General features: G+C 72.1%; 19 protein-coding genes. 17 read left to right on the forward strand and 2 right to left on the reverse strand.

Going from position 1 to position 24928, the window contains the following annotated elements; genetic code table 11:
- The first annotated feature begins 59 nt into the window (after nucleotides 1-59).
- The 15 genes from ACIRG9_RS15810 (at nucleotide 60) to ACIRG9_RS15880 (ending at nucleotide 17216) form a co-directional block, all read left to right on the forward strand.
- Nucleotides 60-3626: a hypothetical protein gene (locus ACIRG9_RS15810; RefSeq protein WP_402855641.1), complete on the forward strand. Its 3567-nt coding sequence runs from the start codon at nucleotides 60-62 to the stop codon at nucleotides 3624-3626.
- A 12-nt stretch (nucleotides 3627-3638) separates the two neighbouring features.
- Nucleotides 3639-4256, forward strand: coding sequence for a hypothetical protein (locus ACIRG9_RS15815; protein ID WP_402855644.1), 618 nt, complete (start codon nucleotides 3639-3641; stop codon nucleotides 4254-4256).
- A gap of 140 nt (nucleotides 4257-4396) precedes the next feature.
- Nucleotides 4397-5932 (forward strand): phage tail sheath family protein, encoded by a 1536-nt coding sequence (locus tag ACIRG9_RS15820; protein WP_402855647.1) that lies wholly within the window; start codon nucleotides 4397-4399, stop codon nucleotides 5930-5932.
- Between the two features lie 24 nt (nucleotides 5933-5956).
- Nucleotides 5957-6400, forward strand: a complete 444-nt coding sequence (locus tag ACIRG9_RS15825) for a phage tail protein (RefSeq protein WP_402855650.1) — start codon at nucleotides 5957-5959, stop codon at nucleotides 6398-6400.
- A gap of 4 nt (nucleotides 6401-6404) precedes the next feature.
- Nucleotides 6405-6854, forward strand: a complete 450-nt coding sequence (locus tag ACIRG9_RS15830) for a hypothetical protein (RefSeq protein WP_091118469.1) — start codon at nucleotides 6405-6407, stop codon at nucleotides 6852-6854.
- Nucleotides 6851-7009, forward strand: coding sequence for a DUF6760 family protein (locus tag ACIRG9_RS15835; protein WP_089006791.1), 159 nt, complete (start codon nucleotides 6851-6853; stop codon nucleotides 7007-7009). Before ACIRG9_RS15830 ends, ACIRG9_RS15835 begins: the two co-directional genes overlap by 4 nt.
- A gap of 4 nt (nucleotides 7010-7013) precedes the next feature.
- Complete coding sequence (locus ACIRG9_RS15840; protein ID WP_402855654.1) at nucleotides 7014-9578, forward strand: hypothetical protein; 2565 nt, start codon at nucleotides 7014-7016, stop codon at nucleotides 9576-9578.
- Between the two features lie 85 nt (nucleotides 9579-9663).
- Nucleotides 9664-10101, forward strand: coding sequence for a phage tail protein (locus ACIRG9_RS15845; protein ID WP_402855656.1), 438 nt, complete (start codon nucleotides 9664-9666; stop codon nucleotides 10099-10101).
- Between the two features lie 4 nt (nucleotides 10102-10105).
- A complete protein-coding gene (locus ACIRG9_RS15850; protein WP_402855659.1) occupies nucleotides 10106-10882 on the forward strand; it encodes a LysM peptidoglycan-binding domain-containing protein in 777 nt (258 codons plus the stop codon).
- Complete coding sequence (locus ACIRG9_RS15855; RefSeq protein ID WP_402855662.1) at nucleotides 10872-12707, forward strand: VgrG-related protein; 1836 nt, start codon at nucleotides 10872-10874, stop codon at nucleotides 12705-12707. Before ACIRG9_RS15850 ends, ACIRG9_RS15855 begins: the two co-directional genes overlap by 11 nt.
- A 32-nt stretch (nucleotides 12708-12739) precedes the next feature.
- Entirely contained in the window at nucleotides 12740-13021 is a 282-nt protein-coding gene (locus tag ACIRG9_RS15860; protein WP_402855665.1) for a PAAR domain-containing protein, read from the forward strand.
- Between the two features lie 5 nt (nucleotides 13022-13026).
- Nucleotides 13027-13437, forward strand: coding sequence for a GPW/gp25 family protein (locus tag ACIRG9_RS15865; RefSeq protein WP_402855668.1), 411 nt, complete (start codon nucleotides 13027-13029; stop codon nucleotides 13435-13437).
- Nucleotides 13437-15392, forward strand: a complete 1956-nt coding sequence (locus ACIRG9_RS15870; RefSeq protein ID WP_402855671.1) for a putative baseplate assembly protein — start codon at nucleotides 13437-13439, stop codon at nucleotides 15390-15392. The genes ACIRG9_RS15865 and ACIRG9_RS15870 overlap by 1 nt, the downstream gene beginning before the upstream one ends.
- 31 nt (nucleotides 15393-15423) lie before the next feature.
- Entirely contained in the window at nucleotides 15424-15948 is a 525-nt protein-coding gene (locus ACIRG9_RS15875; protein ID WP_402855673.1) for a phage tail protein, read from the forward strand.
- Nucleotides 15945-17216, forward strand: a complete 1272-nt coding sequence (locus ACIRG9_RS15880) for an NADase-type glycan-binding domain-containing protein (RefSeq protein WP_402855676.1) — start codon at nucleotides 15945-15947, stop codon at nucleotides 17214-17216. The genes ACIRG9_RS15875 and ACIRG9_RS15880 overlap by 4 nt, the downstream gene beginning before the upstream one ends.
- Here the strand turns inward: ACIRG9_RS15880 and ACIRG9_RS15885 are convergent.
- On the reverse strand, nucleotides 17131-20064 hold the full coding sequence (locus tag ACIRG9_RS15885) for a BTAD domain-containing putative transcriptional regulator (protein WP_402855679.1): 2934 nt from the start codon (nucleotides 20062-20064) through the stop codon (nucleotides 17131-17133). The genes ACIRG9_RS15880 and ACIRG9_RS15885 overlap by 86 nt on opposite strands.
- An 813-nt stretch (nucleotides 20065-20877) precedes the next feature.
- On the opposite strand from ACIRG9_RS15885, the gene ACIRG9_RS15890 reads away from it, so the two are divergent.
- Nucleotides 20878-21975, forward strand: a complete 1098-nt coding sequence (locus ACIRG9_RS15890) for a glycoside hydrolase family 11 protein (RefSeq protein WP_402855682.1) — start codon at nucleotides 20878-20880, stop codon at nucleotides 21973-21975.
- A 615-nt stretch (nucleotides 21976-22590) separates the two neighbouring features.
- On the opposite strand, the gene ACIRG9_RS15895 is transcribed toward ACIRG9_RS15890, so the two are convergent.
- On the reverse strand, nucleotides 22591-24174 hold the full coding sequence (locus tag ACIRG9_RS15895) for a PQQ-dependent sugar dehydrogenase (RefSeq protein WP_402855685.1): 1584 nt from the start codon (nucleotides 24172-24174) through the stop codon (nucleotides 22591-22593).
- Nucleotides 24175-24364: 190 nt separating this feature from the next.
- Between ACIRG9_RS15895 and ACIRG9_RS15900 the strand changes: the two genes are divergently transcribed.
- Nucleotides 24365-24910 (forward strand): YciI family protein, encoded by a 546-nt coding sequence (locus tag ACIRG9_RS15900; protein WP_402855687.1) that lies wholly within the window; start codon nucleotides 24365-24367, stop codon nucleotides 24908-24910.
- Nucleotides 24911-24928 lie beyond the last annotated feature (18 nt).

Raw genomic sequence — 24928 nt, forward strand, 5'->3', positions numbered from 1 at the left:
AGCCGGCCAAGCCAAGTCGCGCGGCGCCGACAGGCAGCCGGAAAGCCAGTTCGTCGGGGATGGCTTCGCCGACCGCCCAGCGGTCGGCGAAGGGATCGGCGACGACGGGCGACCTGGCCAGTACCGGTGGCGCTCTGACCGGCGAGGCGCCGGTGCAGCGGCTGGCGACCGATGCGGGTCCGGTTCGCCGTCCTGGGCCGCAGGCGGATCCGAAGTTCGCCACTCTGAAGGCGGATGTGCGGGGCAAGCAGGACCTGCTCGCCGCGCATCCGCCCGCAAAGTCGGAGGCGGCCAAGGCGCAGGGTGCGGCGAAGCCGCCGCAGGACGACAAGGAGGCCCAGGGCAAGGCGGCGAACGCGGAGAAGATGAATGCCGCGAAGCCGGGTGAGTTCGACAAGGCCGCGTTCGTTCGGGCGGTGAACGAGGCGATCGCGGCGCAGGCGCCGAAGAACCTCGACGAGGCCGACAAGTTCGGTGATTCGGGTAAGGCCGACGCGGTCAAGGGGCAGGTGCAGGGCCGGGTCACCGACGGTAAGAAGGCGTCGGCGAACGCGATCGAGACCACCACCAAGGCTGCCCCGGACACGTCGAAGGCGGTGGAGAAGCAGGTCACGCCGTTGGTGTCGGACAAACCACCGGCGACCCCGGGCACGCCGGACCCGGCGAAGGCCGTGCCGGACAAGGCCCCACCGGCGGCGACGGACTTCTCCGATGGGCCGAGGCAGGTCGACCAGCAGATGGCCGATGCGCAGGTCACTGAGGAGCAGTTGGCCAGGTCGAATGAGCCGGAGTTCACCGGGGCGTTGAAGGAGAAGAACACCGCCGAGCAGCACGCCGCCACCGCCCCCGGTCAGGTGCGGGCCGCGGAGGCGCAGACCCTGGCCGGGGCGAAGGCCGCAGCCGGGCAGGCGGGGGCGGCGGCGATGACCGCCCTCGCCACGGACCGTAAGAAGGCCGGCGCGCAGGTCGGGGCGGGCAAGGAGCAGGCGAAGTCCGCCGACGAGGCCAAACGGGCCAAGGTCACCGGCATCCTGCAGAAGGTCTTCGACGCCACGAAGACCGACGTCGAGGGCATTCTGTCCGGGCTGGACAAGAAGGTCGACGACCAGTTCAGCAAGGGCGAGAAGGCGGCGCGGGACGCGTTCACCGCCGAGCACAAGCAGCGGATGGACGCCTACAAGGACAAACGCTACTCGGGACTGCTCGGTAAGGGCCGGTGGATCAAGGACAAGTTCGCCGGCCTGCCGGAGGAGGCCAACCAGATCTTCGTGGTGGCCCGTAAGGGCTACGTCGACCGGATGCAGCAGGTCATCTCCGCCGTCGCCGACACCATCGGCGTCGAGCTGGGCCGGGCCAAGCAACGCATCGCCGCCGGCCGCGACGAACTGCAGGCCGAGGTCCGCAAGCTTCCGGCCGACCTGCAGGCGATCGGCAAGGAGGCGGCGGGCGAGTTCGCCGGGAAGTTCGACGAGCTGACCGAGCAGGTCAACAACAAGGGCACCGAGCTGGTGCAGACCCTCGCGTCGAAGTACAACGAGGCGCTCAAGTCGGTGGACGAGGAGATCGCCGCCGAGAAGGAGAAGAACAAGGGCCTGGTCGCCAAGGCCGTCGACGCGGTCGCCGGTGTCATCAAGACCATCATGCAGCTCAAGGACATGCTGATGGGTGTCCTGGCCAAGGCCGCGCAGGCGGTCATGGCGATCATCAAGGACCCGATCGGCTTCCTCGGCAACCTCGTCTCCGCCGTCGGCGCCGGGCTGAAGCAGTTCATCGCGAACATCGGCGAACACCTGAAGAAGGGCCTCGTCGGCTGGCTCACCGGCGCGATGGCCGGCGCCGGCCTGGAACTGCCCGCGAAGTTCGACCTGCGCGGCATCGTCATGATGATCGGCTCCCTGCTCGGCCTGACCTGGGCGGCCATCCGTGGGCGGATCGTCAAGCGTGGGGTGCCCGAACAGGCGATGGGCGCGGTCGAGCAGTCCGTGCCCCTGGTGCAGAAGGTCCAGGCCCAAGGGCTCGGCGGTATGTGGGAAGAGATCAAGGAGAAGGTCGGCGACCTGAAGGCCAACCTGTTCTCCAAGATCAGCGAATACCTGATCCCGACGATCCTGATGGCCGGCATCACCTGGATCATCAGCCTGCTCAACCCCGCCTCGGCGTTCATCCGCGCGGTCAAGATGATCATCGACTTCGTCACGTTCATCGTGACCCAAGGCGCCCAGATCATCGAGTTCGTCAACTCCGTCCTCGACGCCATCATCGCCATCGCCGGCGGCGGATCCGGCGGAGTCCCCGCCCTGATCGAGAAAGCCCTCGCCCGGTCCGTGCCGGTGCTGATCGGGGTCCTCGCCACCGTACTCGGCATCAGCGGCATCGCCCAGAAGGTCCAGAAATTCTTCAAAGCCCTCGCCAAACCCGTCATGAAAGCCGTCGACTGGGTCGTCGGGAAGATCGTCGGACTCGGCAAGAAGCTCTGGGCGAAGCTCAAGAGCAAATTCGCAAAGAAGGACAAGGGCCAGGACGGCAAGCCCGGCACGGCCGATGAACGGGCCGACATCGAGACACCAACGCGATTGGTCGAACCCTCGGCGTTCCACCTGAAGGAGCCAAGCCCGGCGTTGTCCGCCGAACTCGCGCACACCGCCTCGGGGCAGGTCATCCACCAGACCAGCGGTGACCCCAAGCAGGTGACCAAGTCGGTGCTCGCGCAGCACGGCGACGCCCGCTACGACAGGGCGAGCAAAACCCTGACCCTGCCGAAGGCCACGGTCGCCTCACCGGACTCCCTGTCGGCGCTCGGGGCCCAGATCGCGGCCGACACCGGGGTCTCGAAAGTGTCCGTCAAAAAGAGCAACCAGGTGGTCGAGATCCGGGGCGGAATCAACCCGGAGACCACGGTCGGCGTGGTCGCCGCCCCGCTCACCGAGCAGGAGGCCGTCCGGGCTGCGATCAGCGAACACACAGTCATCCCGTTCCTTGAGGCGATGGCCACGGGCCAAACGCTGGCGTTCACCAAGGACGGGGTGGCGGGCAGCATCGACCTTGCCGGGTTCGAGAAGGCGTGGAAAGACAAGAAACTCGCGCTGCACGTAAAGGACAAGTTCCGCGCCGTGCTGGACGGTCACCACGAGTGGGTCCCCAGCGACTACATCCTCGAAGTGGTGCTCAAACAGCACGCCGCCAACCTCGCGAACAATGGCGAGAAATGGATTGAGCTCCAGAACAAGATGCGGAGCAACACTTTCCAGGTCGTATTCAGCCCGGCCATGTCGCCACCCAAGAAGGTAACGGACAAACTCCCCGGCGACGCGGCAGAGCGCGCCTATTCTGTCCCCAACGGACACGTCGGCGCCGTCTACTATCCTACCGTGACCCGATCGAACCAGCGGACGACGGGCACGAAGGCTTTCCATGACGCCCTGCGGACCGCGTTTGAGAGTGGCAGCACCCCGCAGACCAGCGCGCAGGCGGCGCACAACGTTGCCAAGCAGTGGATCTGGAACTCCACACCCATCACCCCGGAGATCCACCCGGCATGCCAGGACAAGGATGGCAACCCGGTGACCCCGGCCGGGCAGTCCGCACACGCCCAGGCCATCGAGGCCCTCTTCCAGCAATTCATCTGACAGGAGCGCACGATGACCGATTCCGCCGAAGGCCGCCACCCCGTCAACGGCGACGCCGCCGCCGCCCGCTCGTGGATTGAGCAGTCCACGCTGCCGGATGAGGACAAGGCCGGCCTGCGCCGGTTCGTTGACCACTTCCCGTCGCTCACGTTCGTCAGGGAGGACAACGCCGCGCTGAGCCACTACGAGGAGACCGACGAAGTTACGCTGCCGCCGTGGTTCCGCGAAACCCGTTCGGCGCTCGCGTTCACGGTCCCCGGCGCCCAAGTACGCGTTGACGGGTTCCGCTGGGACGACTCACCGCGCTCCGACGACCAGGAGGACCACTGGTACGAGGTGGAGCCCGGCTACGTCAATGAGGAAAACCGCGAGACCATGTTCGACCTTGCGCGGCTCTACCCCATCGGCCAGTGGTTCGCCAATGACCGTTCGTACCTCGCGGTGGACCTGGAGGATGTCAGCAACCGCAGGATTCTGGAGTTCGCTCTGGAGGACCTGTGGGACGACGAGGCCAAGGGCGAGCCGCTGCGCGAGTCGACCTTCCCGGCCTACTCCTCATACGCCGACTTTCTCGGCCACGTCGTGGCCGTGAAGCTTCCGGACGGCACCCTTGTCGAGGCGCAGGACTGAGAGGACGCGACCCGCTGCCAAGGGCCCTGGTTCTGCGCCAAAGGGCAGCGAAAGCTTCCCGATCAAGCGGCCCGCCGGACGTTTGATCCGCAACGGGTACGCGGGACGCTCGACTCGACCCTGAGGGACGAGGAGGCGTGATGCCCAACTACCTGGCACCGGGCGTGTACGTCGAGGAAGTGGAGTCCGGCTCCCGCCCGATCGAGGGCGTCGGCACGGCGGTCGCCGCGTTCGTCGGCTTCGCCGCGCAGGGGCCGTTCAACACCCCGACTCTGGTGACCAACTGGAGCCAGTACTCGCAGATCTTCGGCGAGTTCGCCCCGGACTGCTACCTGGGCCACGCCGTCTACGGCTACTTCATGCAGGGCGGCGGGGCCGCGTACATCGTACGGGTCGGCGGCGACCGGGCCAGCGAGGAGGCACTGCCGACGGCGCCCGCGCCGGCAGCGATCCTCGGCACGTACCGGGTGGTCGCCCGCGCCCTGCCCGAGGGCACCCCGGAGGACGTCACGGTCGAGGTCGCCGACCCGCCGGAGGGCGCCGGCGAGGACCGGTTCAACCTGGTGGTCAAGCGCGGCGGCCAGGTGGTCGAGACGTTCGAGTCGGTGACCACCAGACGCGGCAAGGACAACGTGGTGACCGTGGTCCGCGAGCGGTCGAAGCTGATCACGATCGAGGAGGCGGCGCCGACCGGCCAGCTGGCCCGTCCGTCCGGCGGCGAGGTGGCCCTCACCGCCGAGCCGCCCACGGTCGGCGCGCCGGAGACGGTGTCGGCGGACGAGTACGTGGGTGACGCGGCGGAGCGTACCGGGTTCGGTGGCCTGGAGGCCGTCGACGAGGTGACCATGGTCGCGGTGCCCGACCTGATGGGGGCGTACCAGCGCGGCGCGATCGATCTGGAGTCGGTGAAGGCCGTGCAGTCGGCGATGATCGCCCACTGTGAGCTGATGGGTGACCGGATGGCCGTCCTGGACCCGCCGCCGGGCCTGTCGCCGCAGCAGGTCAAGGAGTGGCGCACCGACCAGGCCGGCTACGACTCGAAGTACGCCACGCTCTACTACCCCTGGATCAAGGTGTTCGACCCGCTGACCGGCACAAACCGGTTCATGCCCCCGTCGGGGCACCTGGCCGGCGTGTGGGCGCGCAGCGACGGCGCGCGGGGCGTGCACAAGGCCCCCGCCAACGAGGTCATCCGGGGCGCGGTCGCGTTGGAGACCCAGCTGACCCGCGCGGAGCAGGAGTTGCTCAACCCGCTCGGCATCAACTGCATCCGCGCCTTCCCCGGCAGGGGCATCCTCGTGTGGGGCGCCCGCACCCTGTCGTCCGACCCGGCGTGGCGCTACCTGAACGTGCGACGGCTGTTCAACTACCTGGAGGAGTCGATCCTCAACGGCACCCAGTGGGTCGTCTTCGAACCCAACGACGACATGCTCTGGGCCCGCATCCGCCGCACCATCAGCGCATTCCTGATCAACGAGTGGCGGCGGGGCGCGCTGTTCGGGCTCACCCCCGACGAGGCGTTCTACGTCAAGTGCGACCGCGAGACCAACCCGGCCGAGAGCATCGACGCCGGCCAGGTGGTCTGCCAGATCGGCGTCGCACCGGTGAAACCCGCCGAGTTCGTGATCTTCCAGCTGGCGCAGATGTCCGGCGGCACCAGCCTGGTCAACGAGTAGTCCCCGTAGCGTCAGGAGGCAGTCGTGCCGCTCCCCGATTTCGACTCCGCCGTCGGCCACTCGTTCGGCCTGGAGGTGGACAGCATCGTCATCCGCCAGATCACCGAGGTCACCGGCCTCAAGATGGAGCAGGACGTCATCGAGTACAAGTCGAACACCGCCGACGGCAAGTTCGTGGTCCGCAAGGCGCCCGGCGCGCCGAAGGCCGGCGAGGTCACGCTGACCCGGGGTCTCACCGCCGACAACAGCTTCGAGCGGTGGATCAAGGACTGCCGCTTCGGCAAGATGGGCGACGCCCGCAAGGGCGGCGCGATCATCGTCTTCGACTACGAGGGCATGCCGATCAAGCGGTACAAGCTCACCAACGCGTGGGCGAAGAGCCTGGAGATCAGCTCGCTCAAGGCCGGCGACACCAGCGTGCTCACCGAGAAGCTCGTGGTGACGTACGAGGCGATGGAGGTCGAGTAGCCTCATGCGCCGTACGTCCTCGCTCGTCCCACCGCCCGGCCCCGAGCTGGCCGAGCCGCCCGCCGTCGCGCCGCGGCGCGAGACGCTGCGCACGGAGTTCCCGTTCGAGCTGCCCCGCGGCTACGTGGACGGCTCCGGCACGGTGCACCGGGACGGGGTGATGCGGCTGGCGACCGCGCGGGACGAGCTGGTGCCGCTGCGCGACGACCGGGTACGGGAGAACCCGCCGTACCTCACCGTCGTGCTGCTCAGCCGGGTGATCACCCGGATCGGCACAGTGGTGGACGTGCACCCCGGCGTGGTGGAAGACCTGTTCGCCTCCGACCTGGCGTTCCTGCAGGACATGTACCGGCGGATCAACAGCGAGGGGCACACCCGCGCGAGCGTGGTGTGCCCGGAGTGCCAGCACCGCTTCGCAGTCGACCTCGCCGGTGGGCGCCTGGGGGAATCGTGACGTACGCGGCCGACCGCATCTACTCCGAGGTCGCGTACGTCGCATACCACTTCCACTGGTCGCTGGACGAGATCCTCGACCTCGAACACGGCGAACGGCTGCGGTACGTGGCCGAGATCGCGAGCATCAACACCCGGATCAGTCAGGGACGGTGACCCGATGTGGCCGTGGCGCCGGCGATCGCAGCGGACCGTGCAGCGGTCCACCGCCGACGCGCCCACCCCGGACGACGGCGAGACCGGTGGTGCGTCGGCGGGAGCCACGCCAACCGACGACGCGGCGGCGGGACGCACACCTGCCGGTGCCCCAACGCGTGGCCGGGACGAGCCGCCCGCCTGGCTGAGTCTGCCGCCGATCCAGCGGATCACCCCCGACGAACCGCGGCTGAACCTGCCGGACACCTTCACCGGCTCGCTGGCCGCCTGGCGCGACCCCTCGTACCTGGCTCCCCTCGGCCATGTCGTCGGAGCGGCCGAGCCGGCGGGCGTGCTGCACGGCGCGGCGGCGCCGGTCAGCGAGCCGACGCAGGCGGACCCGGAGCCCATCGGAGGGCCGCGCAGCGACGATCCCGCGCCGCTGCCGCTCGCGACCGCGGCGTCAGACACCGGAAGGCCCAGGCCCTCCCTGCAACGGCAGGTCTCCGGCCCGGCCCCGAGCCAACGCCAGGAAATCGCCTCCCCCGCCCCGGACCACCGGCAGTTCACCGACGCCTCGGCGCAGGAGCGTCGGATGGTGCCCGACCCGCCGGCCATGCCACTCCCGGTCCGGGCCGAACCGGTGGAGCCGGTGCCGGTCAGCCAGCCGGTGCCGCTCGAACCGGTGACGATGGAGTCCGTGCCGACGGAGCTGGTGCGGCCGGAACCCGTGCCGGCGGAGCCGGTGACGGTCAGTCGGCTGCTGACCGCGCCCCCGCTCGCGGTGGAGCTGCACCTGCCCACCGTTGACCGGCCGACCGACGCGTCCCAGCGGGCCGTCGATGCCGACCCGTCCGATGCCGTCGACGCGCCGGAGGTGCCGACCCTCGGGCGGGAGGTCCCGGCGGCAATGGAGGCGACTCCCGCCGAGCAGCGCGGCCCGGACGTGGCACCGCCCGCGCCGTCGCAGTCGGCGGGGATCGCCGGACCGCTGCCATCCGGCACCCGTCAGTTCGCGTCCGACCTGCCCGTGCAGCGGGTTCCGGCGGATGCCCCGAGGCCGCCCCGCCGGCTCGGCCTGGGCGAACCGATCGTGTCCCCACTGCTCCCACCGCCCGAGGCCGCGGCCCCGGCGAAACCCGACTCCACCGGCGCACGGGACGCCGCGCCGCTTCAACGCCTCCCGGCCGGGGACAGCACCCCGCCCCTGGCCCACCGGCCATCGGCCGGAGCGGACCAGGCAGCCATCGCGCCTGCAGCCGACGCTGGTGGACCGGACGGCGGGAGCGACGGCCCGGTGGAGAGCACGACGGCGCCGGGCTCGCAGACCGGATTGCTCGGCGAGGTCCCCGTCGCCCGCCTCGCCGCCGACGCCCCCACGACCGCCGTCGATCCGGGATGGGTCCACGGTGACTTCGAAACCGGTGGCGCCCCCTCCACGCCGGTCGGCGACCTGCCGGTCGCCGGCACGGCGACGGGCCGGACATCACAGGGCGGCACCGTGCGATCTGGCGACGACGCGGCGTCGGGCGGCGACCCGGCAGGATCGGGTACGGGTGGGTTGCCCGCGCAGACGTTCGTGCCGCCGGACGACGTACCCCCCGCCGGGGCGCACGTGGTGCCGCTGCTCGCTCAGCCACCCGCCCCGATGCCCTCCGGGATCGACGGAGTACCGGCCGAGACCGCGGATCGGGGCGGCCGGGCGGCGGACCCGGCCGGCAGCCGGGAAACCGGGGCACGAGGTCCCGACCTGCCGGTGGTGTCCCGCCTGGAGGCACCAGCGGCAACGTACCAGCCGGCGGTGGACTCGGCGTCCAGCCTGGTCGGCGGCTACGGCGACACGTCGGACGTGCGGGGCGACGCGGTCGGCGGCGGGCGACCCGACGGGGTCCCCGCTCCCCTGCCCCTGGTCGTGGCGCGGTTGGTCGGCGACCGCCCGGTACGGCTGCTCACCGGGGAGGTGCCCGCCATGCCCGCGCCGCCCGGCCGGAGCGTGCAGCGGGTGACCTGGCAGCGCGACGACGAGCCGGTATCCACTGTGGCGGCGTCGATCGCCGGGTCCGAACCGCAGCGCCCGAGCCTCCTCGCGGACGTGCCGGACCTGCCCGGCACCCCGGCGGCCGCCCACTCCGGACCGCCTGCGGCAGGCGGGCCGGCGCCGGTCCAGCGATGGGTGGGGGCGCTCCCCGGCTCGCCGCCGCCCGGATCACCCGCTCGGACGGGATCGGGAGGCGACAGCCCGCCGATGGCGTACCTCGCCGGCGGGCTGGCGTCGGCGGCTACCGCGCCGGACCGGGACCCACCCGCCCCGGTCCTGCAGCGGGCCGAGCCGGCCGAGGCACCGCCACCCGTCGAGGCGCCGCCACCGGCCGACGTACCGCCGGCCGCCGCGCCGGGCCCGGTCTCGACCCCACCGCCGGGCGGCGAGCCCGCCGCGGCCGGCCAACCGGCGCCACCAGGCGCGATGCCGGCCGGCGGGACGGAGCCGGAGGAACTGCTGAAGAAACTGTACGACCCGCTGCTGCGCCGGCTGAAGACCGAGCTTCGCCTCGACCGGGAAAGACACGGGGTGCTCGGCGGGCCGGGCTGACCCCGCCCGGCCCGCACGTTTCGTCGCAGGGCAGGACGGGCAGCGGCCAGGACCAGAGGACGCGCCGACCGACCAGGAGGTATGGATGGCCAAGGACGAGGTCGCCGTCGCGATCGCCTTCGTCGTGAAAATCGACGATCAGGATCTCGGCGCGTTCAACACCTGCGACGGGCTGGGCTGCGAGGTGGTTGTCGAGCAGCGGGAGGAGGGCGGCAACAACGGGCACGTCTGGCAGCTGCCCACCCGGATGAAGTTCTCCAACGTCAAGCTCTCCCGCCCGATCACGGCGGACAGCGTCAAGCTGATGCGATGGTTCTCCGGCATGGCCAACGGAATCAAACGCAAGACCGCCACCATCGAGGCGCGCACCCTGGAGGGCACCGTGATCGCCCGCTGGGGCCTGCTCGACGTCATCCCGGTGCGCTGGACCGGGCCCCAGCTCAGCCCGGACAGCCCGAAGGTGGCCGTGGAGACCCTGGAGCTGGCGCACCACGGCTTCTTCGGCCCCGGGACCGGGGGGTGACGGCGTGAGCGCTTCCCCGGTCACGTTCACCGCCGCGGGCAGCCCCGCCGGCCCGGGTGGCGGCGCGCCGCCGCAGCTGACGCACGCATACCTGCAACTGCACGAGCCGCCCCGCAACGGAGGAACGGCGAGCCCCGGCCCGCAGCTGGGCCGGATTCCGTTCCAGTTCAACCCGAAGGAGCTGGCGCTGACGAAGACCGCCAAGTGGAAGCGGGACGCGCAGCGCAACGCGCAGAAGAGCGGCGTGCCGGAGTTCACCGGCTCCGATCCGTGCAAGCTGACCCTGGAGATGTTCTTCGACGCCACCGACACGATGGACAGCTCGGTGGTGAAGCGGGTCGAGGAGCTGTTCGGCTGCTGTGTGCCGACCGACGCCAGCCGGCAGCAGAAAAAGGGGTCACCGCCGTGGGTGGTGTTCCACTGGGGCGGCATGGTCGGCTTCCCGTCCTTCGTGGCCAGCGTCAGCGCCAAGTACACCCTGTTCACCCCGGGCGGCACGCCCGTACGGGCGCTGTGCACGGTCGCCCTGGAGGAGATCTCCGGCGAGCAACCCGGGCAGAACCCGACCTCCGGAGCGCTGGCCGCCCGGGACATCCACGTCGTGGTCGCCGGAGACACCCTGCACTCGGTGGCCTACCGGGCATACGGGCGGGCCGGGCTGTGGCGGCAGATCGCCGAGGCCAACGAGATCGACGACCCGATGCGGCTGCGCCCCGGCACCGCGCTGCTGGTGCCCGCTCCGGAGGAACTGACCGCCCCGGGCGGTGCCCGTGGCCAATGAGCAGTTCGCCAACGCCCTCCTGGTCGAGGTGGGCGGCAGCCCGCTGCCCGCGGAGGTCGCGTCGCTGCTGACGTACGCGGCGGTGGACGACAGCCGCAACCTGCCCGACCGGTTCGTGCTGCGGTACCGGGACCCGGACCGGACCGTGCTGGCCAAGGGCGGGTTCGCCATCGGCGCGCCGGTGCGGCTCAGTGTGCAGACCTCCGACCCGGGCGGCCCCGCGCTGCTGCTCACCGGCGAGGTCACCGCCCTGGAGTGCGAGCTGGACGCCACCGGCACGTTCACCGAGGTTCGCGGCCTCGACCTGGCCCACCGGCTGCTTCGCGGCCGGCGGGTGGCCGCGTACCCGGGGATGAGCGTGCCCGACATCGTGCGGAAGGTGGCCCAGCGGGCCGGGCTGAGGGCGGGCCGGATCGATCCGGTGACCGGCATCGGGGGCGAGCCGGAGGCCCAGCTCAGCCAGGACAATGTCAGCGACTGGACGTTCCTGCACCGACTCGCGGAGCTGGTCGGTGCGCAGGTGACCGTGCTCGACGGGGAGCTGCACCTGCGGATGCCGGAGCCGCCCGCCGGTGCCCCGGACCCGTCGGCGCGGGCCACCCAGGACCCGCTGGTGCTGGAGTTGAACCGGAACCTGATCACGCTCCGCGCCGGCGTCACCGCCACCGCTCAGGTGCCTGAGGTGAATGCGCGGGGCTGGGACCCGGCCACCAAACGGGCGGTCAACGCGACCGCCTCCCCGAAGGTGCCGGGTGCCGAGGGGATCGGCGTGGATCCGGCCGAGTTGGGGAAGAAGCTGGGCAGCCCGCCGTACCTGGTGGCCGACCCGACCCTGGACACGGACGCCGCGGTCCGGCTGGTGGCCGGGGCGCTCGCCGGTGATCTGGGCGGCGGGTGCGCAGAGATCGAGGGGGTGGCGAAGGGCAACGCCCAGCTGCACGCGGGCACGCCGGTCGCGCTGGCGAACATCGGCGAGCCGTTCCAGGGCAGGTACGTGCTGACCAGCACCCGGCACGTGTTCAGCGAGCAGGCCGGATACACCACGGCGTTCACCGTTTCCGGCCGCTCGGACCGCTCGCTGTACGGGCTGACCGCCGGTGCGGCCGGGGCCGAGCGGGCCGGCCACGGGCTGGTCCCGGCGGTGGTCAGCGACGTGAAGGACCCCAAGAAGCTCGGCCGGGTCCGGCTCACCCTGCCGTGGCTGGACGAGACCTACACCACCGGCTGGGCGCGGGTCGTGCAGCCCGGTGCGGGTGCGGACCGGGGTGCCGTGCTGCTGCCGGAGGTGGGTGACGAGGTGCTGGTCGGGTTCACCGACGGCAACCTGGACGCCGCGTACGTCCTCGGCGGACTGCACAACGGCACCGACGCGCCCCCGAAGTTGGACACCGACCCGGTGGACGGCAGCAGCGGCCGGATCGCGGCCCGGGCGCTGGTCTCCCGTACCGGCCACCGGCTGGAGCTGCTGGAGGCCGGCAGCGGCCCGGACGGTGTGCTGCTGGCCACCGGGGACCGGAAGTTCACCGTGCGGCTGGACCGCACCGGCCGGCAGATCGAGATCGTCAGCGACGGCAAGGTGAGCGTCCAGGCCCAGAACGGGATCAGCCTGGACGCCGGCTCCGGGCCGCTGGAACTGGCCGGGCAGAAGGTCACCGTCACCGCGAAGGGCGATGTGGGAATAGAGGGTCAGGGCCGGGTGAGCGTCCGCGGCTCGGCCGGCGCGTCGGTGGAGGGCGCGACTGTGAAGGTCAACGGCCAGGGCGGCGCGGAGCTGACCGCCGGCGGCCCGGTCACGGTGCGCGGTGCCGTGGTGCGCATCAACTGAACAGCCGTCGGATCGACCGAAGGGAGAGTGCCGTGCCACCAGCCGCTCGCGTCGGCGACCCCACCGCCCATCCGGGGACGGTCGGCGGCCCTGGGGTGCCCACCGTCCTCATCGGCGGGCAGCCCGCCGCGACAGTGGGGACCATGCACGCCTGCGCCTTCCCGGGCACCCCGCCGCACCCGCCGTCTCCCCTGTTGCCGCCCGGGTGCCCCACGGTGCTCATCGGCGGCCAGCCGGCCGCGCGCCTCGGCGACCTCGCCGGCTGCGGCGCGCCGATCATCGCCGGCTGCCCGACCGTACTGATCGGCGGGTGATCCGCATGGCCACGGACTTCGTCGGCGCCGGATGGGCGTTTCCGCTGCGTACGGGCCCGACCGGCGGGATCGCCCTGGTGCGCGGGGACCGCGAGGTGGTGGAGAGCATCCGGCTGATCCTCGGTACCGCCCCGGGCGAGCGGCCGGGCCGCCCCGAGTTCGGGTGCGCCATCCACGAGCTGGCATTCGCCCCCGCCGACCCGTCCACCGCCGGCCAGATCGCCTACCAGGTGCGGCTGGCGCTGGAGCGGTGGGAGCCCCGCATCGAGCTGGACGACGTGCTGGTCGACTTCGCCGATGTCGCCAGCGGGACGCTGCACATCGACATCCGCTATCGGCTTCGTCAGGACAACGACCCTCGCAACCTGGTCTTCCCGTTCTACGTCATCCCCGCGCACGACCCCGGAGCCCCGTGATGGCCCTGCCCGCACCCCACCTCGACGACCGCCGGTTCCAGGACCTGGTGGACGACGCGAAACGCCTGGTGCAGCGGCGCTGCCCGGAGTGGACGGACCACAACGTCTCCGACCCGGGGGTGACCCTCATCGAGACGTTCGCGTACATGGTCGACCAGCTGCTCTACCGGCTCAACCGGGTACCGGACCGGCATTACGTGAAGTTCCTCGACCTGCTCGGCATCACCCCGTTCCCGCCGGCGGTGGCCTCGACCGACGTGACGTTCTGGCTGTCCGCGCCGCGCGACGCGCCGGTCGTCGTCCCCGCCGGCACCCACGTGGCGACCGTCCGGGCCGAGCAGGTCGAGCCGGTGACGTTCGAGACGCTGCGTGAGCTGACCGTGCCGCCGTGCCGACTGGTCCGGGTGGTGACCGTACCGGCCGGAGGCCAACCGACGGACCGGACGGGTGACCTGGGCGGCGCGGACCGGGTGCCGGCGTTCGCCGACCCGCCGGCGGCCGGCGACGCCGTGCTGTTCGGGCTCGACGGTCCGGTGCCCGGCTGCGCGGTGCTGCTCACCATGGACTGGATGGTCGCCGGACGCGGCGTGGACCCGACGAACCCGCCGCTGGTCTGGGAGGCGTGGACCGACGAAGGCTGGATGGAGTGCCCGGTGGAGCGGGACAGCACCGGCGCACTCAACCGGGCCGGCGAGGTGGTGCTGCACGTACCGGCCGGGCACGCCGCGTCGGTGGTGGCGCGCCAGCGCGCCGGCTGGCTGCGCTGCCGGTTGCGGGAGCCTGCCGTCGGGCAGCCGTACTTCCACGCCCCACCACGGTTGGGTCGGGCCGAGGCGGCCACCATCGGCGGGACCGTGGCGGCCTGTCACGCGGAGCTGATCGCCGGGGAGAGCCTCGGCGCGTCCGAAGGGGTGCCCGGCCAGCGGTTCACGGTGCAGCGAGCGCCGATCGTGGCGGCCGACGGCGCGGTCGAGGTGGAGGTGGGCACCGCCGAGGGGTGGCAGACCTGGCGCGAGGTGGCCAGCTTCGCCGACTCCGGGCCCGATGACCGGCACGTGTGCGTGGACCGAGCCGGCGGGGAGATCTCCTTCGGGCCGGCCGTGCGGCAGCCCGACGGCACGGTACGCCGGCACGGGGCGGTGCCGCCGAAGGGGGCGGTGATCCGGATTCCGGCGTACCGGACGGGTGGGGGGCGGCGGGGCAACGTGGCCGCCCGCGCGCTGAGCGTACTGCGCGACCCGGTGCCGTTCGTCTCCACGGTGACCAACCGGACAGCGGCCACCGGCGGGGTCGACGGCGAGTCGCTGGCCGAGACGTCGGTGCGGGGGCCGCTGACCGTGCGGACCCGGGAACGCGCGGTCACCGCGGAGGACTACGAGCAGTTGTCCCGGCAGGCCGCGCCCGAGGTGCTGCGGGTGCGGTGCGTGCCCGCCGGCGCCGACTCGGCCGCCGTGCGGGTGTTGGTCGTGCCCGCGCTGGGTGAGCACCAGGACGCCGACGACGACGCGGCCCGTTTCGCCGCACTGCGGCCCCGGGAGGAGACCCTGGAGCGGATCCGGTCCTTCCTCGACGCGCGCCGCTGCGTCGGTGCCCGGGTGCTGGTGGAGCCGCCGTTCTATCAGGGGGTGACGGTGGTCGCCCAGGTCCGTGCCCGGCCCCGGGCCACCGCGTCCGCCGCCGACCTGCGCCGTCGGGCGCTGCGGGCCCTCTACGACTACCTGGACCCGGTGCGGGGTGGGCCGGACGCCTCCGGGTGGCCGTTCGGCCGGCCGGTCCAGTCGGGTGAGTTGTACGCGGTGCTCCAGCGCGTCGACGGGGTCGACCTGGTGGAGGACGTCCGGCTGTTCGGGGCCGACCCGACCACCGGGGAACGGGGTGAAGCCGTGCAACGGCTCGAGCTCGGTGTCAACGCGCTCGCCTTCTCGTACGGCCACCAGGTGCGGGTAACCGGGTGAACAGCCGGTTCGCCGAGGTCAGGAGGGAACCATGCGGGGTTCGTTACCGGGGCTGGTCAGCCCGCACCCGATCGGGCAGCAACTGCCGGCGGTGTACCTGGAGGACGACTTCGCGCAGCGGTTCACCGCCGGGCTGGACGAGGTGCTGGCACCGATCCTGCTGACCCTTGACTGCCTCGACGCCTACTTCGATCTGGGGCTCGCCCCGCCGGACTTCGTGGACTGGCTGGCCGGCTGGGTGGCCGCGCCCCTGGACGGGGACCGGCCGCTGGACGTACGCCGGGAGCTGGTCCGGCACGCCGTGGAGGTGCACCGCTGGCGCGGCACGGCCCGTGGCGTCGCACTGGCGCTGCGGGTCGCCACCGGCACGCAGGTGGAGGTCACCGACAGCGGTGGGGTGACCTGCTCGGCGACGCCGACCGACACGCCGCCGCCCGACGAGGCGCCGGAGGTTCGGGTGCGGCTCCGCGGGGAGGTCGATGAGACGCTGGTACGCCAGGTCCTGGCGTCCGCCGTGCCGGCCCACGTTCGGGTGACCCTGGAGACACAGTCATGATCATCTGCGCGGAGTGCGGCGCGACCAACAGCGACGGCGACCAGTTCTGCGGCACCTGCGGCGAGTTCCTGCACTGGGAGGCGGAGGCCGGAACGCCGACCGCGCGGCCGGCCGAGGCCGGGGAACGTCCGCGGACGGAAGCAACCGGCGAACGCCCACGGACGGGATCAGCCGACGACCGCCCACGGAGCGGCGAGGGCGCGCCAGGACAGCCGGACAACAGCCGGACCGGCGGCGGGCGGACCGAGACGGGGCGGGCCACCGACCGGCCGGCGGAGCCCGAGGCCGACATCGCCTCCCACCCGCCGGCCGTCGCGACCGGCGTCCCCGTCGACGTGGCAGCGACCACCGGCCGGCCCGCCCCGGACGTGAAGCCCCGCCAGCCCACCGACAGCTCCGTCCCGACCGACCGGGCCGGCGGGGGTGTCCAGCCTGTTCCTCGGCAGCCCGGAGCGCCCGACCAGCGCGGGCAGTCGTCCGACGAGCGGGAGCCGGTGGACCCGGCCGACCTCCCGCCCCGCCCGGCGCGGCCCGGGCCGGTCTGCCCGTCCTGCGGCGTGGACAACGCCCCGGGCCGGCGCTTCTGCCGGTCGTGCGGTGCACAACTGGCCGCCGCGGTCGGGCCCGCACCGAAGCGCACCTGGTGGCAGCGGTGGTGGGACCGGCTTCGCCGCCGGACGCCCCGCCGACGTTCGCCGCGGGCTGACCGCCCCGCCGCCCGGGCGACCCGCCGAACGTTGCTGATCGTGCTCGCGCTCTGCCTGGTCGCGGTGCTGGCCGTCGTCGGGCCGCCCCTGGCGAGGCTGGCGGTGGAGGCGGTTCGCGACCGCATTCAGGACCCGGTGCCGCTGGTCCCGGCGGCGGTGACCGCGTCGTCGGAGGCACCCGGGGCCAGCGCGGCCCGGCTCACCGACGGGGCCACCAACCGTTACTGGGCGCCGAACGGGAAGGCCGCCGACGCCTGGGTGGAGGGCCGGTTCACCGAGCCGGTGCGGCTGCTCACCGTGGTGATCACCCCCGGCGTCAGCCCGCGACGACAGGCGTACCTCGCCGCCGGGCGGCCCCGCGCGCTGACCGTCGTCACCGTCGACGCCGACGGAAAGCAGCACGAGACGGAGATCGAACTGCGCGACGAGCCCGGCGAACAGCACTTCGACGTGGCGGCGTCGAACGTGGTGCGGATCAGGCTGGTGGTCCGGTCGACGTACGGGCCTGGGTTGATCCCCTCGGTCGCGATCGGGGAAGCGGAATTCTTCGGTCGACGCTGATCGAAGTGGACGGTGGGAATCCCGCGATCAGGGACGGGTCCAGCCCGAGGGAGACGAGCACGTCGGCGTACCGGCGGCGGGCGTGTTCGGCGGCGGCGGCATTGCCCGCCTGGTCGTGTGCGGCGATCAGCAGCCGCCAGCCGGCGTCGTGGCAGGGGTCGATCTCGACGCAGCGGGCCGCCATCGCCACCGCCGGTTCGACCGAGCCGGCCCCGCGCACGGCGACCCCGGCGTCCGCCGCCTCGCGCAGGGCGGCCTCGGCGAGCCGGGCGGCCGCGTCCGCCGCCTGCCGGCGCACGGTCTCCCGCTCGGCCACCACCCACTCCGCCGGGCCGTCCTCCGGCAACAGCTCACCGGTGTACGCGTCCACCGCCGCCCGCAGGTCGTCCAGCGCCCGCGGGTCGCGGGTGGAACCGCGCCGGGACGCCCGTTCCAGCGCCCGCCGGAACTCGGTGACGTCGCACCACCCGTCCGCGGGAAGAGCCAGCAGGTACGCGTCCCCGTCGCGATGCAGCAGTGTCTCCCTGTCGCCGGCCGGCAGGTGGGTGTCGAGGAACCGGCGCAGGCTGGACAGGGCGACGTGCAGGGTCCGGGTGGCCGTCGCCGGGTCGGTGTCCGGCCAGAGCCAGTCGAGGAGTCGGTCGCGGTGCACGGCACGGCCGGCGTGCATGGCGAGGATCCGGGCCACCGCCCGGGCCCGGGGGCGCAGCGGCGACCAGTTCAACGGCTCGCCGTGCAGGCAGACCCGGAAGCGGCCGAAGCAGCGTACGGTGAGCGGTGCCGTGTCCGGCGTGGCGGGCGACGGGTGGGGCTCCGGAGTGAGCCAGGCGGTCACCGCCGCCCGGGGCAGCCCGGCCTGTTCGGCGGCGGAGTGCACGGCGGACAGCGCGACCGCTCGGCCGGGTGCGGCGGGCACCCCCGCGGCCAGGGCGAGCACCCGCGCCCCCGGTACCCCGGCGCCCCGGGCGGTGCCCTCCGCTCGGCGAACCTCGACCTCGGCGTCTGGCAGCCGGGTGCGCACGGCGGCCAGGGCCAGCAGGGACTGCGCCCAGGCGGCGAGCACTCCGCTGTCCACCTCGCGGGCCCGGTCGAGCAGTTGGCCCGCCGCCGCCACATCCGGCCCGCCGCGCAGCGAGCGGGCCAGTGCGGCGCAGCCGGCCGCGAGCAGGGCGCCCCACCGGTCTCCCAGCCGGTCGCACTCCTCCACGACGGCGTCCGCCTCCTTGAGGTCGGCCTCCGCCCCGGCCAGGGCGGGCACCGCCCGGGCGAGTCGGGCCAGCCATGGCAGGCCGGCGTGGTCGGCCGCCAGGCCGACGGCGGCGACGGCGGCCGACGCCTGCTGATCCCCGCCGATCAACGCGACGGCGGCCCGGAGCAGCTGCCCGGCGAGGCCGACCAGGCCGGAGTGGCCGGGCCCCGCCCGGTCCAGGACGCGCAGCGCCTCGGCGGCGTGGCCGGCCAGCAGCAGCGCGCCCGCACGGACCAGCCCGTCCTCGGCGCCGGTCAGCCGCTCCGCCTCGCCGACGACGACCATCGGGTGCCGGCGGGTTGCGGTGCGCAGCCAGCCGGACCAGTGCCCGCGCCAGTGCGGGCCTTCCGGCAGCCAGGCCGTCACGTCGGCGCGCAGCGCCCGGCAGCGGGCCGCACCAGGCCCGCCGCCGAACATCTCCTCGGCGCGGCGTAGCAGTGGCACCGCTGCCGCCAGCTGGCCCTCGTTGATCCGGTGCTGGGCGTCGGCCAGCACCAGCCACGGGTCCTCGGCGATGAACCAGGCCGGCAGCAGGTCGGACCACGGGTCGAGGCCCCGCACGGCGACGGCGCTGCCGGCGGCGTCGAGCAGCCGGTGCACCTCGTGCCACAGCTGGGCCCGGGCGAAGCACCGGGCCGCCTCCAACGCCGCGCCCTCGTCGGCGAGCAGCCGCCCGGCGCGGGCGTGCCAGGCCCGGGCCTCGACCTCCCCCAGGTCTTCGACCAACGCCGTCGTCAGGTGGGCGCGCAACACCTCGTGATACGCGAAGGAACGGCCACCGTCGTGGGAGACGGTGAACGCCTGCCGGCGTTCCAGTTCCTCCAACGCGGCCTGCCCGGCGTCGGCCCCCAGCAGCCGATCGCACCGCTCGGCGGTGAGGACCTCGAACACGCAGGTACGGACGAGGAAGCGGCGCAGGGGCGGAGCCAGCTCCGCCAGCACCGTACGGGTGAGGTAGTCCCGAGACAGCGCCGAACGCATGGCCAGCGAGGCCACGGCGCGGCGCCGGTCGGGCAGCGGTTGACCGTGGGTGGAGAGGTAGTAGAGCTGCAGGCCGGCCGCCCATCCCCCGAGCCGCCGGGCCAGGGCCGCCACGTCGTCTGCGGGCAGCGGCTCCCGGTAGACGTCCCGCAGTAGCCGTTCGACCTCCCAGGTGCGAAAGCGCAACTGCTCGGCGTCGACGATGACGCAGTCGGAGAACTCGTGGCGGGCCAGGATCGGCGACGGGGCGCGGCGGGTGCCGACCAGCACCCGGACTCCCGCGCGGGTCAGGGCGAGCGCCCGATCCAGCAGCACCGTCTCCCCCGGTGAGCCCTCGATCAGATGCAGGTCGTCGATGACCAGCAGCCCGCCGTCGCCGTCGGGCAGCGCGGCGTCCATCCGGCGCAACACCAGCGCCGGGTCCGCGTCCGACGGCACGGTACGCAACCAGCCCACCGGTCCGGCCACGCTCGTCGCGTACTGGGCGAGCAGAGTGGTCTTGCCGGACCCCGCGGGGGCGACGACCAGGCCGAGGGAACGCGGCCGCACGTTCAATGAAGTGATCAGCCTCGATCGCACGAGGCTCAGCGACGGATCGCGGGCGGGTTCCGTCGGCACCACGCGCACCTCCCCGAGGCCGACATCCGTCGGACCGGCAGTCGTGATGGGACCACCGCTCATGGTAGCCAGCGAAGCGCTCCGACTGCGGTACGTAATCGGACACATACCAGTTGCTGGATCCCCTGTTTGACGCTCGAGTCGGATCCGGGCGGCGCCGACACCGCGGCCTCCGACACCTCGCACCAGCGCGCCAGGGCGGCGTTCGCGGTGGCCAGCACGGTCGCGCGGCGAGTTCGGGCCAGCGCCCCCGCCCGTCGGCTCCTGTGGAGACCACCGGCCGTCTGGTCGTCGACTCCGTTCGGGCTGATGTCGTGGGCGGTTCAGCGCCCGACGATCCGCCGCCCGTCCACCGCGCCCCACCGGCGAGCGTTCGAGTCGTTGGTGGACTCACCTCGAAAGCGACCGAGCGGCACACCCCGGGTGCGGGACGGCGACGGAGCTGGCGATGCCTGGCAGGTGACACGCGGGTGGCCCAAAAGGCTCGAATCCGGTCCGAAACTTTCGGAGGTATCGACGAAAATGTCAACCACCCGCGCGGCTCCAGTCGACGGATACATCATTTCGCGCTACGCGGGCGGGCCGAATGACCAGGCCGAATACCATCCGGGGGCAGCAGAGTCGACATACGAGTTTTCGCAACGCTTCCGGAAATTGTTGACAACCCCCCAGGGTGGACCAATACTGCCAGCATTGATGAGCTTCAACGACTGCCCGACCCAGGCCACCGCCACGCGCGACGGCAATTCACCACACCGTCGAGTCGCGTCGCACAGTCCTGGTCTTCGGGCCGATCTCACGAGAGGAGCGCACATGAATGACATCCCCACCCAGCCGAAGCGCCGTGGGCGCGACCGGATCAGGCTGCTCATCGGCAGTGCCTGCGCCGTCGTGCTGGCTGCGGCCTCGCTGACCGTGGCCGGCATCGCCCACGCCGAAGCCGACCGGACCGTCACGTCGAACTCGACCGGCACCCACAACGGGTACTTCTACTCGTACTGGAAGGACAACGGCAACGTCACCATGACCCTGGGCGCCGGCGGCTCCTACAGCGTCCAGTGGAGCAACATGAACAACATGGTCGTCGGCAAGGGCTGGAACCCCGGCTCCAGCCACACCGTGAACTACTCCGGCTCATTCAGCCCGAACGGCAACGGCTACCTCGCACTGTACGGCTGGACCAGAAACCCGCTCATCGAGTACTACGTCGTGGAGAACTTCGGCAGCTACAACCCCAGCTCCGGCGCCACCCGACTCGGCTCGGTCACCACCGACGGCAGCACCTACGACATCTACCGCACCCAGCGGGTCAACCAGCCCTCCATCGAGGGCACCGCCACGTTCTACCAGTACTGGAGCGTCCGCCAGTCGCACCGCAGCAGCGGCACCATCACCACCGCCAACCACTTCAACGCCTGGAAGAACCTCGGCCTGAACCTCGGCTCCCACGACTACCAGATCATGGCCACCGAGGGCTACCAGAGCAGCGGCAGCTCCAGCATCACCGTGAGCGAGGGCTCCGGCGGCAACCCCCAGCCGACCCCGACCACGGCCTCGCCGCGGCCGACGACGTCGTCGACCCCGCCGCCGAGCGGCGGCGGCGCCTGCCGAGTGACCAACGACGTCAACGCCTGGAACAACGGCCTGACCGACAACATCACCATCACCAACACCGGTAGCAGCGCCATCAACGGCTGGTCGCTGAAGTTCAACCTGGCGTCCGGGCAGACCATCACCTCTGGATGGAACGCCAACTACTCACCGAGCAGCGGTCAGGTGACAGCAACCAACGTCAACTTCAACGGCTCCATCCCACCGGGTGGTTCGACGACCATCGGCTTCCAGGCCACCCATAACGGCAACGGCGCCGCACCGACAGGATTCAGTCTCAACGGCTCCGCCTGCAGCTGAGCACCCCCGCTGTGCCGGGCCCGGTATCCCCGGGCCCGGCACTCTGCGTTCGGCCCGCTGACGAAGCAGCCCCCTCGCAACCCCAACGGCTGGCCCTGGGGACCGTGTGCGTGTGTGGGTGCGAGACTCCCCACGCACCGACGCCCACTTCACCGGACCTCGGCCGAGTGGCTCCACGTCCGACCTGCGCGGCGACCTTGTTGAACGGGCAGCGGTGGGTGACCGCCCGCGGCGGCAACGTCCGACCGGTGTCCCATGCGCGACCGGCAGGCGGACCCACCGTCGTACGTCGGCCGGCACCGCGTCCCGCGCGGGAGCGCCAGGTTGGGCGGCCACGGCACTCCGCGGTCAGCCCTGCGGGCCTGGGCCTGAGCCCGCGGTTCGAGCTGGGCTCGTTGACGGAATCCGCGCCCAGCCTGAGGGCCCACGCGCCCCAGCCGGAGCGGGTCTGCGCGCCTCAGCCCGAGGGTCACGGGAAGGATCGACCGACCCTGTCCCCACGACGGATCGGACCCTCGGGCTGCGAATCTGGACCACCACAAATACCGAACCTGCCTCGCCGCTCCCCTCCGCCCGAAGAGGACGAAGGGGAGCGGCGGGATCCTCGTGAGCGCGTCAGCGGCAGGGCTTGCCGTTGAGGGTGAAGCTGGTCGGCGCGGGGTTCGGCCCGGTGTTCGAGGCGAGGAAGCCAAACTCGGCGCTGCCTCCGGGTGGGATGTTCGGATTCCAGTCGGCGTTGCGGGCGGTCACCACCGCGCCCTGCTGGCTGCCCGTGGCGTTCCAGAAGGTGTCGGCGCGCTGCGTGGCGGCGAAGCTCCAGCCCACCGTCCAGCCGTTGATAGGCGCGGTGCCGGTGTTGGTGACAACCACCGTGGCGGTGAAGCCGGTCCCCCACTGCTGGTCGACCCGATAGCTGATCGCGCAGGTCGAAGGCGGGGCGGTGGTGCCGAACGAGATCCGGTGCAACTGACCGGGCAGGTCGTTGACCAGGTAGAGCTCGCCGTTGGCGTCCTGGCCCAGGCTGGTCGGCTGGATGGTCAGCTCAGTCAGCGCCCGGGTCGCGTACGCCCCGCCGGGGCTGGCCGGCGGGCGAACCACGAACGCCGTACCGGAGCAGTAGTCGGTGGCCAGGTACGTCCCGCCGGCGATGTCGGCGTACACCCGACCCCGGTAGACGAAACCGCCGATGATGGCGCAACCGTCGAACGAGGTGCGGTAGGAGTGCACCGGCTCGATGTAGGTGGCGCCGGCCTTGCACCGGTCGGGGTTGAAGATCTGCGGGCCCTCCCGGCAGGACCAGCCGAAGTTGGCTCCGCCCTGGTTCCCCGGCACGTGATCGATCTCCTCGAAGGTGCCCTGTCCGACGTCGGCGATCCAGAGCGAGCCGTCGCCACGGAGGTCGTGCGAGAACTTCCACGGGTTCCGGAGCCCGTACGCCCAGATCTCCGGCCGCGCCCCGGCGGTGCTGACGAACGGGTTGTCGGCGGGTACGCAGTAGTTCCGCCCGTTGCAGGAGCGGCTCACGTCCAGCCGGAGGATCTTGCCGAGCAGGGTGCCGAGGTTCTGCCCCGAGTTGAGTACGTCGTCGGCCCCGCCGCCGTCCCCGATGCTCCAGTAGAGATAGCCGTCCGGGCCGAAGGTGACGTTCCCCCCGTTGTGGTTGGAGAACTCGACGTGCGGCTGGGTCAGCAGCACCTGCTCCCGGGCGGCCGGGATCGGCGTCTGGCCAGCGGTGTCCAGGGTGAACCGGGACAGCGTCACGGTGCCCTCGGGCAGCGCGGTGTAGGTGACGTACAGGGTGCGGGTCTGGGTGAAGTTCGGCGAGGTGACCACGCCGAGCAGGCCGCGTTCGTTGCCGGAGGTGTCGACCCGGTCCCGGATGTCGAGCAGTGGTTCCGTCGCCAGCCCGGTGTCCGGGCGATAGACCCGGATCGTGCCCTGCTTCTCGGTGATCAGCAGCCGGCCGCTGCCGTCGTCGGGGGCGAAGATCGCAGTGGGTCGTTGCAGCCCGAAGGCGACCTGGGTGGTGCTGACCGTGAGCTGGTCGAGCGGCGGCACGGCGGCGGCCTCGACGCGGTCCGGCGCGGCCTGGACCGGCGCGGATCGCCCCGCCGCGGATGGCCCGGTCGCCACGAGCGGGGCGAGCAGGGCGGCCACGCCGGCGACGCAGAGCCGCCGGAGAGTAGAACGTCGCAGCATATTGACTCCCATCCCTTAACAGGACCGTAATGCCGTCGACGGCTCCAAAATCCACGTGTCCCGCAGTATGGGAACGCTCCCAGCGCCACTGGATCAGTGCCGCAGCGGTGGGACCTGCCGACCTGCCCGCCGCGGCACCGGTGTGGTCCCGTTCGCATCGACGTCCGGCATGGCGGCCAGACTCTGGGGCATGGAGTTCTTCTGCTACCACCGCGACCGGCCCGGCTCGATGGCGCTGCGCGACGAACTGCTGGCGGAGCACTGGTCCTACATGGACCGTTACTCGGCGGAGCTGATCGCTCGCGGCCCGACCCTTGCCGGTGACGCGGCCACCGGCAGCGTGCACATCGTCGACCTGCCCGATCCGGCCGCCGCGCGCGCGTTCGCCTTCGACGAGCCCAACTATCAGGCCGGCGTGTACCGGGACGTGCTGCTACGCCGGTGGCGCAACGTGCTGGGGCGTACCATGTGGGACTTTCCGGGAGGCCGAACCGGCGGCGACCGGTACCTGGTGCTCGGCCTCGGCGCGGGGCAGGCCGCCGACCTCGTGGTGCCGGCCGACCGGGACGAGCTGATCGCGTACGGGCCGTTGCTGTCCGACGACGGCAGCAGCTGGCTGGGTACGGCGGCGCTCGTCCGGGCACCGGATCCGGACCAGGCGCGTGCCGTGCTGACCCAGGACCGGTACGCCGACATCGAAGTGCACAACTGGCAGTTCGGCGGACGACGGTCGTGATCCGCGGCCGAGCTGATC

Origin of the sequence: Micromonospora sp. NPDC093277 (genome assembly GCF_044765245.1) — a bacterium.
In the GTDB taxonomy this organism is placed as follows: domain Bacteria; phylum Actinomycetota; class Actinomycetes; order Mycobacteriales; family Micromonosporaceae; genus Micromonospora.

Bases quoted from the DNA above. Each gene is read 5' to 3' on its own strand.
- ACIRG9_RS15830 (WP_091118469.1), top strand. From the start codon at position 6,405: ATGCGCCGTACGTCCTCGCTCGTCCCACCGCCCGGCCCCGAGCTGGCC.
- ACIRG9_RS15815 (WP_402855644.1), top strand. From the start codon at position 3,639: ATGACCGATTCCGCCGAAGGCCGCCACCCCGTCAACGGCGACGCCGCC.
- ACIRG9_RS15880 (WP_402855676.1), top strand. From the start codon at position 15,945: ATGATCATCTGCGCGGAGTGCGGCGCGACCAACAGCGACGGCGACCAG.
- ACIRG9_RS15895 (WP_402855685.1), bottom strand. From the start codon at position 24,174: ATGCTGCGACGTTCTACTCTCCGGCGGCTCTGCGTCGCCGGCGTGGCC.
- ACIRG9_RS15820 (WP_402855647.1), top strand. From the start codon at position 4,397: ATGCCCAACTACCTGGCACCGGGCGTGTACGTCGAGGAAGTGGAGTCC.
- ACIRG9_RS15875 (WP_402855673.1), top strand. From the start codon at position 15,424: ATGCGGGGTTCGTTACCGGGGCTGGTCAGCCCGCACCCGATCGGGCAG.
- ACIRG9_RS15840 (WP_402855654.1), top strand. From the start codon at position 7,014: ATGTGGCCGTGGCGCCGGCGATCGCAGCGGACCGTGCAGCGGTCCACC.
- ACIRG9_RS15900 (WP_402855687.1), top strand. From the start codon at position 24,365: ATGGAGTTCTTCTGCTACCACCGCGACCGGCCCGGCTCGATGGCGCTG.
- ACIRG9_RS15870 (WP_402855671.1), top strand. From the start codon at position 13,437: ATGGCCCTGCCCGCACCCCACCTCGACGACCGCCGGTTCCAGGACCTG.
- ACIRG9_RS15845 (WP_402855656.1), top strand. From the start codon at position 9,664: ATGGCCAAGGACGAGGTCGCCGTCGCGATCGCCTTCGTCGTGAAAATC.
- ACIRG9_RS15810 (WP_402855641.1), top strand. From the start codon at position 60: ATGGCTTCGCCGACCGCCCAGCGGTCGGCGAAGGGATCGGCGACGACG.
- ACIRG9_RS15865 (WP_402855668.1), top strand. From the start codon at position 13,027: ATGGCCACGGACTTCGTCGGCGCCGGATGGGCGTTTCCGCTGCGTACG.
- ACIRG9_RS15890 (WP_402855682.1), top strand. From the start codon at position 20,878: ATGAATGACATCCCCACCCAGCCGAAGCGCCGTGGGCGCGACCGGATC.